General features: G+C 39.2%; 8 protein-coding genes, 2 tRNA genes and 3 rRNA genes. All 13 read right to left on the reverse strand.

Features of this window, described 5'->3' with window-relative positions; genetic code table 11:
* Positions 1–9: 9 nt before the first annotated feature.
* On the reverse strand, positions 10–2,907 hold the full coding sequence (locus tag DYR29_RS13440) for a SusC/RagA family TonB-linked outer membrane protein (RefSeq protein WP_213277282.1): 2,898 nt from the start codon (positions 2,905–2,907) through the stop codon (positions 10–12).
* A gap of 724 nt (positions 2,908–3,631) precedes the next feature.
* Positions 3,632–3,739, reverse strand: a 5S ribosomal RNA gene (rrf, locus tag DYR29_RS13445).
* A 175-nt stretch (positions 3,740–3,914) separates the two neighbouring features.
* A 23S ribosomal RNA gene (locus DYR29_RS13450) occupies positions 3,915–6,672 on the reverse strand.
* A gap of 153 nt (positions 6,673–6,825) precedes the next feature.
* Positions 6,826–6,899: transfer RNA gene (locus DYR29_RS13455), tRNA-Ala, on the reverse strand.
* Between the two features lie 83 nt (positions 6,900–6,982).
* A tRNA-Ile gene (locus DYR29_RS13460) sits at positions 6,983–7,056 on the reverse strand.
* 214 nt (positions 7,057–7,270) lie between these two features.
* A 16S ribosomal RNA gene (locus DYR29_RS13465) occupies positions 7,271–8,787 on the reverse strand.
* Together the 16S, 23S and 5S rRNA genes with 2 tRNA genes alongside form the textbook arrangement of a ribosomal RNA operon.
* A 587-nt stretch (positions 8,788–9,374) precedes the next feature.
* A complete protein-coding gene (locus DYR29_RS13470) occupies positions 9,375–10,055 on the reverse strand; it encodes a hypothetical protein (RefSeq protein ID WP_213277283.1) in 681 nt (226 codons plus the stop codon).
* A 7-nt stretch (positions 10,056–10,062) separates the two neighbouring features.
* Entirely contained in the window at positions 10,063–10,926 is an 864-nt protein-coding gene (gene rfbD / locus DYR29_RS13475) for a dTDP-4-dehydrorhamnose reductase (protein ID WP_213277284.1), read from the reverse strand.
* Positions 10,927–10,974: 48 nt separating this feature from the next.
* Positions 10,975–11,460, reverse strand: coding sequence for an acyl-CoA thioesterase (locus DYR29_RS13480; RefSeq protein ID WP_213277285.1), 486 nt, complete (start codon positions 11,458–11,460; stop codon positions 10,975–10,977).
* 70 nt (positions 11,461–11,530) lie between these two features.
* The gene (locus tag DYR29_RS13485; protein ID WP_047424849.1) at positions 11,531–12,034 is read right to left on the reverse strand and encodes an OmpH family outer membrane protein; all 504 of its coding nucleotides are present in this window, start codon (positions 12,032–12,034) and stop codon (positions 11,531–11,533) included.
* Between the two features lie 67 nt (positions 12,035–12,101).
* Complete coding sequence (locus tag DYR29_RS13490; protein ID WP_047424847.1) at positions 12,102–12,656, reverse strand: OmpH family outer membrane protein; 555 nt, start codon at positions 12,654–12,656, stop codon at positions 12,102–12,104.
* 8 nt (positions 12,657–12,664) lie between these two features.
* The gene (locus DYR29_RS13495) at positions 12,665–15,199 is read right to left on the reverse strand and encodes a BamA/OMP85 family outer membrane protein (RefSeq protein ID WP_047377418.1); all 2,535 of its coding nucleotides are present in this window, start codon (positions 15,197–15,199) and stop codon (positions 12,665–12,667) included.
* Positions 15,200–15,227: 28 nt separating this feature from the next.
* Positions 15,228–15,977, reverse strand: a complete 750-nt coding sequence (locus DYR29_RS13500) for an isoprenyl transferase (protein ID WP_047424845.1) — start codon at positions 15,975–15,977, stop codon at positions 15,228–15,230.
* Position 15,978: the final 1 nt, after the last annotated feature.

Below are 15,978 nucleotides of genomic sequence, written 5' to 3' on the forward strand. Positions count from 1 at the left end.
AGTTGTTAATTAAAAGCCTAAAGTGATTGTAAATAAATAAGATCTTGAAGTAGGAAAAGCAAGGTTTTCAAATCCTGTAGCATTAGAATTAATTGCGAATACAGATTCCGGATCAATTCCTTTTGCTTTGCTATAGATCATCCATACGTTATTTGCCGTAAAAGCAACCTTAGCGCTCTGTAAGGCTAGTTTCTGGAAAATACTTTTAGGGAAACTGTAGGTCAGCTGAATATTTCTTAAACGAATATTGGTAGCATCATAAATATTTTGTTCTGTAATTCCTAAATTTCCAGATGTTACAGCTCCCCAATAATCCTGTTGAGTAATTTCTTTGGTATTTGTTGTGTAACCGCTATTTCCTTGTACTACTGCATCCAAAATCATATTATCACGTCTTCCTCCGGGGGCAGTGTCTGCAGCAAGTCCATTCGCTTGTAATGCAGCTTGTGTAGCAGAGAAAAATTTACCTCCGATTCTTCCGTCAATTAAAAATGAAAGTCCAATATTTTTATAAACAAAGCTGTTTGTAAAACCAAACAAAGCTCTCGGCGTTTGATCTCCCAGATAATATTGATCAGAAGTAGCCTGCGGTAATCCATTTTGATCCACAATAAGCTTTCCGTAATGAGGGCTGCTCGTATCTTCTACTCTTAAGAATTTTGTTCCATAAATCGCTCCGTAAGGTTTTCCTACTTCTGCAAAAAAAGCAACGTTATCAAAACCTGATAAAGGGTATTTTGAAACAATACCATCAATTTTATCGATGTTACTTTTTAGGGTTGAAAAATTGGCATTGACATTCCACACAAAACTTTCCTTCTTAAAAATATCCGTATTCAATACGAATTCAAACCCTTTGTTATGCAGCCCTCCTGAATTAATCATCATTCTTTCATATCCGGAAAGTGGATTTATCGGAATAGCTATAAGCTGATCAGTAGCATTATTATTAAAATAACTTATATCCAGAGACACTCTGTCAAAAAACTTCATGTCTGCACCGACTTCAAAAGTTTTAAGCTTTTCCGCATGTAAATCCGGATTAAAAAGTATTTTATTTCTTGCAAGTACAATATGTCCGTTTGGATCAGTGGAAGCGATATATGTGTTGTTTAAGCTTTGAGGAGGTAAAGAGTTACCCACAACAGCGTAAGCTGCACGGAGCTTAGCAAATGTTAAGGCATTTAAAGTTGTACCATTTAATTTTTTCAGCATATCTGTCAAAACTAGTGAAGTACTCACGGAAGAATAAAAATAAGACCTGTTATTGATATTCAAAGTAGAAGACCAATCATTTCTTGCCGTAGCATTCAGAAACCAATATCCGTCATAATTAATTTCAGCAGCAGCAAATACTGAATTAATTTTTTTCCACATATCAACTTCAGTCGTCGTAACAGAAGCAAGATCACTCGTATTAGATGTGCTGAAAACATTGGGAAGAATAAGATTTTGTGTGGAAAAGTATAGTGCCTTATCCCTGCTTTCCATCATTTGCCCATAGACAGAAAGTGATCCTCCCCATTTACCAACAATATTATCTTTTTTAGCATTAAGACTTATAATATAATTATTCTCATAAAACTTTTCCTGACCGGTAGAGTAAGAATTATTACGGCCAGATCCCGTCCAAACCCTTGCATCATTGTTTAAAGAATAGAAATCTGTCCCTAGCCTCACATCTGCGCTCAACCAGTTATTAAATTGATATTTAAGATAACCGTTTAATAAAAACCTGTCTTTTTTATCAGCGTTCAATGCATTATAAGCTGTCCAATAAGGATTAACTCCATTGGAGGTTATCCAGCGCGACGTTACTCCATTTTGCATCTGTCCCTCACGGTAATCTCTTACATCAATATTTTGAGGCATCAGAAGGATTCTTGGGTAGTAATTACCATCACCCTGTCCTGCAGAAGGTCTGTTTGTACCTTTAACACTCATATATTGAGCTTTCACCTCAGTAGTCCATCTTTTATTAGCCCCAAAGTTAGAATTCATTTTTGCCATAAAATTGAACCTCTCATATTTTGAGTTCGGAATCTGGTTATTATTGTTTAAATAATTAGCAGAAGTGTACAAGCTTGATCCTTCACCTATATTCTCCTGAAAGCTCAATGTATGCTGTGCGGTAGTTCCTGTCTTAAAAAAGTTTTTTAAGTTATCATGGACCGTCATGTTTGATCCTTCAAAAGCGGGTCCCCATGAAGTTGTATTGTCGGTCCCTGGTGGATTGACCAACCCATTACTTCCTTGTGCGAAACTATGCTGCAAATCAGGTTTCATAAAAATATTTTCAAAGCCTAAGCTTGTAGAATATGTAATTCCTAATCCTCCTTTTCTTTTGCCGGTTTTTGTAGTAATCAAAATAACTCCGTTTCCACCTCTGGAACCATAAAGAGCAGAAGCAGCACCACCTTTTAAAACGGAAAGGCTTTCAATGTCATCGGGATTGATATCACTTAAACCATTACCCATATCAAGATCCGGATTCCAGAAATCGTTATTAGAGTCTTTTCCATTCTGCTTAACCTTTGACCCTAAGCTATTACTTAACGGAATTCCATCCACTACAATAAGGGGCTGATTATCTCCTGTAAAAGAATTAAACCCCCGCAGATTAATTTTGGAAGAAGAACCAGGTCCAAAACCTCCTTTAATAACTTGTAATCCGGCAACCTTACCTGCTAATGCATTAGTTATGTTATTTTCTTTAGCATCGACAAGTGTTTGGCCTTTCACATCCTGGAAAGAATATCCAAGCGCTTTTTTTTCTTTTTTTACACCATAAGCTGTAACAACTACTTCGTCAATCTTTGACGCTTTAGTTGAATCGCTTTGTGCATACAATCCACCGAAAAAGAATAAGGATTGGAGCAGTCCAACCTTAAAAATGGTTTTTTTCATAAAAATTAGATTTGGTATATATTTAATAATATCACAAGATATTTCAACAAATAAACGTAATTCTTATTAAATTAATATGCAATCATTAATTATTTATGTTAAATACATTAATAAAAGCAACCAAATCTTTTTAATATCAACATATTAAATCATTAATATGAGATTAAAGATTTTGATACTTAAATGATTAAGTAAAATTTAAACTTAGATGAGCTATAGTATAAATCTAGTACTTTGTGGGGATTGAGTTGAAGAAAATAATGGAATTGTTTAGACTCTTATAGAATGATAAAGGAGTATGTACTGTGAATGATAAGTGATCAACTCTAAATCGTGAGTTTTAATATTCCTAACTATGTCATTCCGTAGGAATCCAGCCACATTTATTAACGTGAAGGTTTCAAAGGGAAAATATACCACAGTTTCATTTAATTCAGACGATTTGATATTGTAAAATATGTTTGATGATAGAATTTAAAATGGATTATTCGGACTCCTGCGGAGTGACAAGATAGTATGTGCTCTGAATGATAAGTAATAAGTGATCAATGCAATGTATGATTTGGATTGGATAGCAACAGCAAACAATCAAAATCATTATTGACTGTTCATTACTTACTGCCGATTGCTGATTACTGATTACTCATTGCTTATGTTTGAGTTGGGTATAAAGCAAAAAAAAATCCTTTATCATAAGATAAAGGATTTTTAAAAATAAAATAAAAACTGGCGGCGGCCTACTCTCCCGCTTTCGCAGTACCATCGGCGCTGGTGGGCTTAACTTCTGTGTTCGGAATGGGAACAGGTGAGCCCCACCGCTAAAACCACCCTAAAGAAGGTATATAGCATCTGGCTATTTGCTGCTGGCTCTTGGCTATTTGCCATTCGCTAACCGCTAGTCGCCAATTGCATTTTTAAGCGATAAAAACTTTCACAAAGACAAAACCTTCACTGCGCATAAAGTACTTGTCGTATTTATTATTTAATAATTTGATATAGCAACCAAAGGCTATAAATCTACGGGTAATTAGTACTACTCGGCTATGACATTACTGTCTTTACACCTGTAGCCTATCAACGTCGTCATCTACAACGACCCTTAAAAGATGTCTCATCTTGAGGCGAGTTTCGCACTTATATGCTTTCAGTGCTTATCTCTTCCAAACGTAGCTACTCAGCGGTGCACCTGGCGGTACAACTGATACACCAGAGGTTTGTTCAATTCGGTCCTCTCGTACTAGAATCAAGCCCTCTCAAACATCTAACGCCCGCAATAGATAGAGACCGAACTGTCTCACGACGTTCTGAACCCAGCTCGCGTGCCACTTTAATGGGCGAACAGCCCAACCCTTGGGACCTTCTCCAGCCCCAGGATGTGACGAGCCGACATCGAGGTGCCGAACCTCCCCGTCGATGTGAGCTCTTGGGGGAGACTAGCCTGTTATCCCCGGAGTACCTTTTATCCTATGAGCGATGGCCCTTCCATACGGAACCACCGGATCACTATGTCCTGCTTTCGCACCTGATCGACTTGTAGGTCTCACAGTCAAGCACCCTTATGCCATTACACTCTACGCACGGTTACCAAGCGTGCTGAGGGTACCTTTGAAAGCCTCCGTTACTCTTTTGGAGGCGACCACCCCAGTCAAACTACCCACCACGCAATGTCCTTCTAAAAGAAGTTAGGCTCCAAGTAAGTAAAGGGTGGTATTTCAACGTTGGCTCCACCTACACTAGCGTGCAAGCTTCAAAGCCTCCCACCTATCCTACACATTACTTACTCAAAGTCAATACGAAGTTATAGTAAAGGTTCACAGGGTCTTTTCGTCCCATTGCGGGTAATCGGCATCTTCACCGATACTACAATTTCACCGAGCTCGTGGCTGAGACAGTGCCCAGATCGTTACACCATTCGTGCAGGTCGGAACTTACCCGACAAGGAATTTCGCTACCTTAGGACCGTTATAGTTACGGCCGCCGTTTACTGGGGCTTCAGTTAATGCCTTCGGTTTAACCCTAAGCACCTTCCTTAACCTTCCAGCACCGGGCAGGTGTCAGACCCTATACAGCATCTTTCGATTTAGCAGAGTCCTGTGTTTTTGATAAACAGTCGCCTGGGCCTCTTCACTGCGGCCACCATTGCTGATGGCGTCTCTTCTTCCGAAGTTACGAGACTATTTTGCCTAGTTCCTTAGCCACGACTCACTCGAGCACCTTAGGATTCTCTCCTCGACCACCTGTGTCGGTTTTGGTACGGGTTGCTTCACTTCGGCTTTTCTTGGATCAGATTACACTACAGCAGCTTCGCCCGAAGGCTAGGCCTTGACTATTCCGTCAGTCTTTAGCAGCTACATCCAACCGTCCCCTTTTTAGTGTGAGCAAGTATGGGAATATTAACCCATTGTCCATCCACTACCCCTTTCGGGTTCGCGTTAGGTCCCGACTAACCCTCAGCTGATTAGCATGGCTGAGGAAGCCTTGGTCTTTCGGTGAGCAGGTTTCTCGCCTGCTTTATCGTTACTTATGCCTACATTTTCTTTTCTATCCGCTCCACAATACCTCACGATACTGCTTCGGCGCAAATAGAATGCTCTCCTACCAGATATATCTAAAATATAAATCCATAGCTTCGGTAATATGTTTATGCCCGATTATTATCCATGCCGGACCGCTCGACTAGTGAGCTGTTACGCACTCTTTAAATGAATGGCTGCTTCCAAGCCAACATCCTAGCTGTCAATGCAGTCCAACCGCGTTGCTTCAACTTAACATATATTTTGGGACCTTAGCTGTTGGTCTGGGTTCTTTCCCTCTCGGACATGGACCTTAGCACCCATGCCCTCACTGCCGTAGAACATTTATTAGCATTCGGAGTTTGTCAGGAATTGGTAGGCGATGAAACCCCCGCATCCAATCAGTAGCTCTACCTCTAATAAACTTATATACGACGCTGCACCTAAATGCATTTCGGAGAGTACGAGCTATCTCCCAGTTTGATTGGCCTTTCACCCCTACCCACAGGTCATCCGAAGACTTTTCAACGTCAACCGGTTCGGTCCTCCACTCTGTGTTACCAGAGCTTCAACCTGCCCATGGGTAGATCACAAGGTTTCGCGTCTAATCCTACTAACTATGCGCCCTATTCAGACTCGCTTTCGCTCCGGCTCCGGTACTTAATACCTTAACCTCGCTAGTAAAATTAACTCGTAGGCTCATTATGCAAAAGGCACGCCGTCACAGCATTACGCTGCTCCGACCGCTTGTAGGCGTACGGTTTCAGGTTCTATTTCACCCTTCTATTCGAAGTGCTTTTCACCTTTCCTTCACAGTACTTGTTCACTATCGGTCTTTCAGGAGTATTTAGCCTTGGAGGATGGTCCCCCCATATTCAGACAGGATTTCACGTGTCCCGCCCTACTCATTTATCACTCAAATATGCCTTTCATATACGGGGCTATCACCCTCTATGGCCGTTCTTTCCAGAACATTCTATTAAACATATATCAGCTTTTGGGCTAATCCGCTTTCGCTCGCCACTACTTACGGAATCTCTTCGATTTCTTTTCCTCCGGGTACTTAGATGTTTCAGTTCTCCGGGTTTGCTCCTCTTACGAGGTAATACATCTTCAATGTATTGGGTTGCCCCATTCGGACATCTGCGGATCAATTCGTGTGTGCCAATCCCCGCAGCTTTTCGCAGCTTACCACGTCCTTCTTCGCCTCTGAAAGCCTAGGCATCCGCCATACGCCCTTAACGATTTCTTTCCTATTGGTTACTCAAGCGCTTTATGCGCTCGGTTTTCTCTTTGTGATGTCTTTACCGTTAATGTCAATGATCTTAATGTCTTCTTGTCCAATTGATGAACAGATGTTGTTTTTGGCTCCATCCGTAACTTTTAAATCAATCTTCCAAAACTGTGGAGAATAAGGGAGTCGAACCCTTGACCTCCTGCGTGCAAGGCAGGCGCTCTAGCCAGCTGAGCTAATTCCCCCTCTAGTTGCTGTTGGCTTCTTGCTTCTCGCTATTGGCTCTATTGCCATCAGCTATAAGCTATTTGCCAGCCGCATTAATTAGTAGTCTCGGGCAGGCTCGAACTGCCGACCTCTACATTATCAGTGTAGCGCTCTAACCAGCTGAGCTACGAGACTGTCTCTTAGACGTAAAGAGGATAGACTGATAGATAATTGACCCGCGTCTCTTCTCTAAACTCTCTCTTCTTTGTCTCTCTCAATCCCTTTACTAATTTCTAGTGGGTTTTGTATTTTTAATATAACCAACCAAACAAAAAACTAAAGCTTTACTTTGAAGTAAGTACTTTGTATCTTACGATACTAATTTTGTTTATCGTCATAAGACGCTCTAAAATGAGATGTTCCAGCCGCACCTTCCGGTACGGCTACCTTGTTACGACTTAGCCCTAGTTACCTGTTTTACCCTAGGCAGCTCCTGTTACGGTCACCGACTTCAGGTACCCCAGACTTCCATGGCTTGACGGGCGGTGTGTACAAGGCCCGGGAACGTATTCACCGCGCCATGGCTGATGCGCGATTACTAGCGATTCCAGCTTCATAGAGTCGAGTTGCAGACTCCAATCCGAACTGAGACCGGCTTTCGAGATTTGCATCACATCGCTGTGTAGCTGCCCTCTGTACCGGCCATTGTATTACGTGTGTGGCCCAAGGCGTAAGGGCCGTGATGATTTGACGTCATCCCCACCTTCCTCTCTACTTGCGTAGGCAGTCTCACTAGAGTCCCCAACTTAATGATGGCAACTAGTGACAGGGGTTGCGCTCGTTGCAGGACTTAACCTAACACCTCACGGCACGAGCTGACGACAACCATGCAGCACCTTGAAAAATGTCCGAAGAAAAGTCTATTTCTAAACCTGTCATTTCCCATTTAAGCCTTGGTAAGGTTCCTCGCGTATCATCGAATTAAACCACATAATCCACCGCTTGTGCGGGCCCCCGTCAATTCCTTTGAGTTTCATTCTTGCGAACGTACTCCCCAGGTGGCTAACTTATCACTTTCGCTTAGTCTCTGATTCCGAAAAACCAAAAACGAGTTAGCATCGTTTACGGCGTGGACTACCAGGGTATCTAATCCTGTTCGCTCCCCACGCTTTCGTCCATCAGCGTCAGTTGTTGCTTAGTAACCTGCCTTCGCAATTGGTGTTCTAAGTAATATCTATGCATTTCACCGCTACACTACTTATTCCAGCTACTTCAATAACACTCAAGACCTGCAGTATCAATGGCAGTTTCACAGTTAAGCTGTGAGATTTCACCACTGACTTACAGATCCGCCTACGGACCCTTTAAACCCAATAAATCCGGATAACGCTTGCACCCTCCGTATTACCGCGGCTGCTGGCACGGAGTTAGCCGGTGCTTATTCGTATAGTACCTTCAGCTACTCTCACGAGAGTAGGTTTATCCCTATACAAAAGAAGTTTACAACCCATAGGGCCGTCGTCCTTCACGCGGGATGGCTGGATCAGGCTCTCACCCATTGTCCAATATTCCTCACTGCTGCCTCCCGTAGGAGTCTGGTCCGTGTCTCAGTACCAGTGTGGGGGATCACCCTCTCAGGCCCCCTAAAGATCGTAGACTTGGTGAGCCGTTACCTCACCAACTATCTAATCTTGCGCGTGCCCATCTCTATCCACCGGAGTTTTCAATTTCTAATGATGCCATCAAAAATATTATGGGGTATTAATCTTCCTTTCGAAAGGCTATCCCCCAGATAAAGGCAGGTTGCACACGTGTTCCGCACCCGTACGCCGCTCTCAAGATCCCGAAAGATCTCTACCGCTCGGCTTGCATGTGTTAGGCCTCCCGCTAGCGTTCATCCTGAGCCAGGATCAAACTCTCCATTGTATGTTTGTCTGACTCACTCAAAGTTTTTTAACGCTTTAGTTTTTCCTTACTTGGTTGTTATATTGTATGTCAATGATCTTTATATCTTTCGCTTTTTAACGTAGCAATCTTCTCTGTCAGTGTCGCTCCGTATTTGCGAGTGCAAAAGTAAAACTTTATTTCTTAATGACCAAATGTTTTGAAAGAAAATTTTAAAGTTTTTTTAAGTAACCTTAATTCCTTTCTTAACCTTAATCACCCTACTCCTGCGCTCCCTTTATTTGGGACTGCAAAGATACAAACTCTTTTTTAACCCGCAACTTTTTTTAATAAAAGTTTTGAAGTTTTTTCGTCCGTCTCTTTTTGAAGTATCTTAATGTCTTAGCTTATCTAAAAGCTCTTCTGCGCTACTGATGTACTCTCGTTTTCAGTGGGGCAAAGATAACAACTTCTTGCAACGCAAAACAAGTTTATTTAACATAAATTTTACCTTTCCGTAATATTTAACCCTAAACTACTGAAACAAAGGATCAAAAATTTTAAACAAATGTTCTCAATTTAAATCTACCGAAAGTAAAACCAGTAATAATACTGCTAAAACCTATTTCTTAAGGATTGCTTTCTTTGTAAATAGCGCTCAAAAATTCGGCATAAGACTTTTCCAGGCCAATAATATCGCCGGATTTAAGATTCAAACCTCCTACTCCTGAGTTGTCCGGCTTTACTTTTAAAGAGGAAACCTGAAAGTATAGGTTATCATCATTTGCTTTTGGCTGAACTTTGATAGTAGAACCTAAAAGTTTCTTGGTTGAAATAGCATAGATTTCTCCGGGAACAACTTTTAATTTTAAAAATGATCTTGGAGAGATAATATAGTCTTTACGATTGATGCTGATTTTCTGATTTTTTTCCGAGGAGGCAAATATGTACATCTCGCCATGCTGGGCTGCTAACTTTTCTTTAGGTGTATAATATAAAGCAATCTTATAATTGGCGGCGTTGAATGACTGAGCTGTCCCATCTACATTTTCAAAAGGTTTTAATTCAAAGGTATTGGCACCGATCTCTTTTGCTTTTTTATAGACTAAAGAAAATATAAGTGCATCATCTTTTGAAAAACCCTGTACTTCTACTTCTCCTAAGTAAACAGCATCTGCAGTGGCGGCTTCTTTTTTATAAAAGAATTTATCCGGGTTGTCATTTGTTTTTTCAACCTTGGTCAGATAAACATTTTGGGCGTTCCACAGCTGGATGCACAATACGGAAAAGATGATTGCAATATTCTTCATATATATATTATTGTTGTGAAAGTGTATCAACACATTCTTCAAGACTGTTTTCCCAATGTTTGGGTTCTATTTTATAGGTCTCTTCTATTTTATCTAAAGACATTGTACTTCTTACAGGTCTTTTGGCAGGTGTTGGATACTGTTCGGTTGTTAATGGATTCAGTTTTACCGAAGATTTTGAAAATTCAGCAATTTTTTTTGCAAATTCAAACCATGTAGTCTCCGGATAGTTTGAGAAGTGAAAAACTCCGTAAGTTTTATGGTGAGCTTCGATGATCTCCATGATAGCTTCTGCCAGATCATTTGCATTGGTTGGCTGCCCAAACTGATCAGCAACTATTCCTAATTCTTTTTTCTGAGAGAACAGGTTCAGCATTGTCTTCACAAAGTTCTTATTAAATTCCGAGTACAGCCATGAGGTTCTCAGGATAATTGTTTTAGGATTAATTTCCAGACCAAGTTCTTCTCCTTTTCTTTTTGATTCTCCATAAACTCCTATCGGATTGGTGAAATCATCTTCGGAATAGGGAAGGTTTGTGGTTCCATCAAAAACATAGTCGGTAGAAACATGAATCAGAGTAGTTTTATAATCTGCACATGCCTGGGCAAGATGAGCTACACCGTACGCATTTACTGCAAAAGCTTTTTCTTTTTCGGTTTCGGCCAGATCTACCGCTGTGTATGCTGAAGCATTGATGCAGTAATCAGGTTTGTTATCATAAAAGAAATCATTCACCTGGTCTTCATTAGTAACATCAAGGGTGGATGAGTCTGTAAATAAGAATTCATATTGATGTTCAAAATCCGGAGCTATTTTTCTAATGCAGTTTCCTAATTGTCCGTTGCTTCCTATTACTGCTATTTTTTTCATTTATATATTATTAATTTTTAAGTTGGAATCTTCAATAAGAGTTATTGATTAAGAATTTTTAGCATTTTGACTTCTTAAAAACTTCACTCTTGACTGGAAGTCTTTCTGGATCAAATCTACATAAAACTTATCGAAAATTTCTTTGATATCTTCAGGATGAACTTCAGATTTTCTTGTTTTAACATTGAAATAAATAACAGTTACCCAAAGTACGGCATGAATTGTTTTTTCATCTAAACTTTTCATCATGATTTCCACTTTTGCAGTTCTATCCTGTACATCGATGGTTTTGCTGCTGATTACGACCTGGGTATTATATCTTACTTCTTTTAAATAGGCTATTTCATTTTGAATGGCAATCCAGGTACAGCCGGTTTTCTTGGTATATTCTTCATAGGTAAATCCATAAAATGTTTCTACATGATCTTCTCTGGCATTGAACATATAATCAAGATATTTTACATTATTCAAATGTCCGATGGGATCACAGTCACTAAACCTAACTTTTACCGTAGTTGATACTTCTTTTTCCATTCCGCAAAAATAAAAAAACCACCTCTAAAAGAGGTGGTTAGTTTTATAAATCTTTGTTAATTTGCTGAAATTATTGAATTCCTAATTCTTTCTTTACAGCTGCAGTAGCATCTGCTCCTGCCTTATAAAGGAATGCAGGTGAGTTTGCATCCATAATGTAGTCATATCCACTAGCTTTAGCTACTTTCTCTACTGCATCATTCAGTTTTTTCTCAATTGGTCCGAAAGCCAAGTCTTGCTTACCTTGTAGATCTTTTTGAGCTTTGTCCTGCATTTGCTGGATTTCTTCAGCTAATTTTTTCATTTCAGCTTCTCTTGCTGCGTTTTCATCAGCTGTTTTTTTCGGAGCTTCTGTCTGATATTGCTGATATTTAGTTTGAGCTGCGTCTGCTTTTTTCTTAATCTCAGCCTGTTTTGTATCTAAGAATGTTTTAAGATCAGCATCTGCTTTCTTTTTCTCCGGCATAGCGTTAAGAACTCCCATTACATCTAAAGTAGCAATTTTTTGAGCTTTTGCCATACCTACAGATACAACCATCATTACTGCTGCAAATAATACACTTAATTTTTTCATAACTGGTAAATAAATAATTTAATTTGTTTTTAGATTTTAAAATATAGCAAAAGTTAATTTTTTAAACTTATTTTTTGCCTTTGCTATTTGTTTTTTCTTTCTTATCTGTTCCTTTCAGCAAAACAGACAATACTTTCTCGGTGTAATCATATTTAGACTGAAGGAAGATAACACTAATGTTATTGCTTTTATCAAGAACTATGCCCAAGCCATTTTTTTCGGACATTGTTTTGATGGCTCCCCAGATCTGATCCTGAAAAGGCAAAACAAGGTTTGTTCTCAGTTTTGTAATCTCACCGTTAGCTCCAAAACGTAAGCTAGTAGTCGTTTTAATGTTTTTATCAAGGTCTACAACTTCTTTTTCTCTCAGTTTAAGCTGATCCCCTATCAATAATACTTTTTCACTTTCGAAAGCAGCTTTTTTTCTTTCATATTCAGATTGAAGGTTTTGAAGTTCAGACTCCCAGGTATCGATCTGAGAATTCAGTCTTGCTTCAGCTTCTTTATACTGAGGTAATTTATTTAAAATTTCATTAGTATCCACCACTCCTATTTTCTGGGCATTGCTGAATCCAAAAAGCAAAAGTAATGCGAATGTAAAAGTTATTTTAAAGTGCTTCATATGTGTAATTATAATGTTTGGTTCATCAAGAAGTGGTTACGCCATCCTGATTTATCACCTGATAATGTTTTATCAAGACCAAGTGCAAAGTCAAATCCGATCAATCCAAATGCTCCCATATATACTCTTACACCGATTCCGACTGATCTTTTCAATTGGAATGGGCTGTAAGAACTCCATGAGTTCCATACGTTCCCTCCTTCAGCGAATGTCAGTGCGTAGATTTTTGCAGTCTGGCTCATTGAGATCGGGTATCTCAATTCTAAAGTAAATCTGTTATAGATTGTACCACCACCTGTCTGGGTAATATCATCTGCCTGACCTCCTTCTGTACTGGCATTTTCATATCCTCTTAAAGGAATCAATTCTCTACCGTCATATCGACCTCCGAAAAGACCTGTACCTCCCATATAGAATCTTTCAAATGGCGGAGCTCCCAATTTACTGTTATATCCATCCATGAATCCCATTTCCGCGGAAGATCTTAAGACAAGTTTTCCAATGATTTCATTGTATACGTCTGCCTTGAATTTAATCTTATAGAATTCCATCCACTTATATTTGTCAATAGCTGACATGGTGGAATAGTCTTTCTTTTTAAACAATGAGTATGGAGGTGTCAGTTTTGCTGAAAGCTCAATATTGGATCCCATTGTCGGAAAGATTGGGTCGATACCTGCCGAGTTTCTGCTCAAACCTAAGTTGACACTGAAGTTATTAGCTGAACCATAACTCTCTGTAGTATTTCCAAACTGGAAAGGATAGTTATTGAAGTCATACTTCTGGAACTGTAATCCAGTGTATAGTGAGAAGTAATCATCCGGCCAGTTTAACAGTCTGTTCAAACCTGCTGAAGCAGAGAAAATATTCAATTTCTGAGCAGCTCCATACTGATCTGTATATCTTACTCTTGAGTTATTCAAACTTACAGAAAGGGCTGTTGCTCTTGTACCAAATAACCAAGGCTCTGTAAATGATACCCCATAGTTCTGGAAGTACTGTCCTGCCTGAACCTGAATAGAGAACGTCTGTCCGTCTCCCTGAGGTACTGGTTTGAAATCTTTAAACTTAAGGAAGTTCTTTAATGAGAAGTTATTAAATGTTAATCCTAAAGTACCGATGAAGCTGTTACCACCGTAACCCGCCTGCAACTGTACCTGAGAAGAACCTTTTTCTACCAGTTTCCAGTTAATATCTACGGTGTTATCTACCTGGTTTGGTTGAATATCCTGTCCGATCTGCTGAGGGTCAAAGAATGACATCCCTGCCAGATCAAAATATGTTCTTTTAATTTCTGTTTTCTTGAATAGCTCTCCCGGTTTTGTTCTCAGTGCTCTAAGAATCACGTGGTCATGGGTTGTAGTGTTCCCTTGCCATGTTACCTTATTCCAGGTAGCCTGTTCTCCTTCATTAATTCTAACTTCCAGGTTTACGGCATCTCCTGACACTGATTTTTCAACAGGTGTTACATTGGAGAAAAGGTAACCATTGTTCATGTACACAGACTTGATATCTGAGTCATCTTCTTTACCACCGTCTTCTCCTACTTTTTTGTTGAATCCTACAGCATCATAAATATCTCCTTTCTTATATCCTAATAATCTCTGTAAATATTCTGTAGCGTATACCGTATTACCTGTGAACGTAACGTCCCCGATGTAATATTTTTTACCCTCGTTAAGTTTTACATTGATTTCGTAGTTATTTCTTTTATTTCTCCAAACTGAGTCAGAAACAATTTTTGCATCTCTATATCCCAGGGAGTTGTAATAACTGATAAGGCCTTGCTTATCTTCCTGATATTTATCTTCAATGAATTTTGAGGATTTCAAAATACCACCAATACCGAAACGTTTTTGTTTTGTTTCTTTGAAAGCTTTGTTTCTAAGTTTTCTATCGGTTACATTTTCGTTTCCTTCAAATTCAATATGATCAATCTTAATTCTTTTTCCCTTTTCTACATTGATCGTCCAGTCTACTAAAGCAGGGTCTCCTGCATTTACTTTATCCTGAATGCTGATTTTGGCATCTGCAAAACCTTTTTTAATATAATCTTTAGGGACATTTGTTTTAAGACTAGAAACTAAGTTCTGAGTAATCTTAGTTCCTGGTTTAAGGTTGTTATCCTTTGCCAGTTTTTCACTTTTAGATTTACCAATTCCTTTTCCTGCAAATTTTACTTCTCCAAGTTCTTTCAGGTCCTGCAGGTGAAATTTCAGAACGATTGTCTGTCCTTCAATGCTTTGAACATAAACTTCCACTTCAGAAAAAGATTGGGTATCCCAAAGTTTTTTAACAGCATTGCTGATTTTCTGTCCCGGAATGTCTACGCTTTCTCCCTTGGTAAGACCTGTAAATCTTAAGATCTGAGCTGGTGTATATTTTTTTACCCCATCTACAACGATGTCTTTAAGTGTATAAGTGCCTGCCTCATTTTCTGCATGAACAGCATTATTTACTTTTGTGCTGTCTTGTGGAGTTACTTGTCCATAAAAATGTGCAGAAGCAGCAAACATAATGATGGGTAATAGTCTAAACTTCATTTTATCGAGTCTTTCTTTTCTTAAAATTTTATTGGCCTTTTACTTGCTCACCGGTTAAACCGTATCTTCTTTCTTTGTTTTGATAATCAACAATACATTGGAAGAAAATATCTTTGGTAAAGTCCGGCCACAGAACATTTAAAAACTGTAGTTCTGCATAAGCGATCTGCCAAAGCAGGAAATTACTTATTCTTATTTCACCGCTGGTTCTGATCAGTAAGTCTACAGGAGGAAAATCTTTAGTATAAAGATAGCTTTCAAATAAATTTTCGTTAATGTTTTCTATCTCTACTTTCCCTTCTTTTACATCAGAACTTATATTTTTAACGGCTTCCAATATTTCATTTTGTGAGCCATAGCTTATAGCCAATACAAGGTTTCCTTTTGTGTTTTCTTTTGTGAGTTCTACCACACGCTCCAACTGCTCTTTCACTAAAACAGGCAGTTTTTCCAGGTTCCCTATCACGTGCATTCTCAATCCTTTGCTGAAGATTTCTTCTGCCTCAAGCAGTAAGGTCTCTACCAATAAATTCATAAGAGTATTCACTTCTTCAGTAGGACGACTCCAATTTTCTGAAGAAAATGTATAAAGTGTTAGGTAAGGGATATTAATCTCATTACAGGCATTAATAGCATTTCTTACTGCATTAATGGCATTTTTGTGACCGAAAGTTCTTTCTTCGCCACGAGATTTTGCCCATCTTCCATTACCATCCATAATGATGGCTACGTGCTTTGGTAAATTCTCAGAATTTATTTTATCTTTAATCAACGACATA

The sequence above is a fragment of the Chryseobacterium indologenes genome (genome assembly GCF_018362995.1).
Classification (GTDB): Bacteria; Bacteroidota; Bacteroidia; order Flavobacteriales; family Weeksellaceae; genus Chryseobacterium; species Chryseobacterium indologenes_G.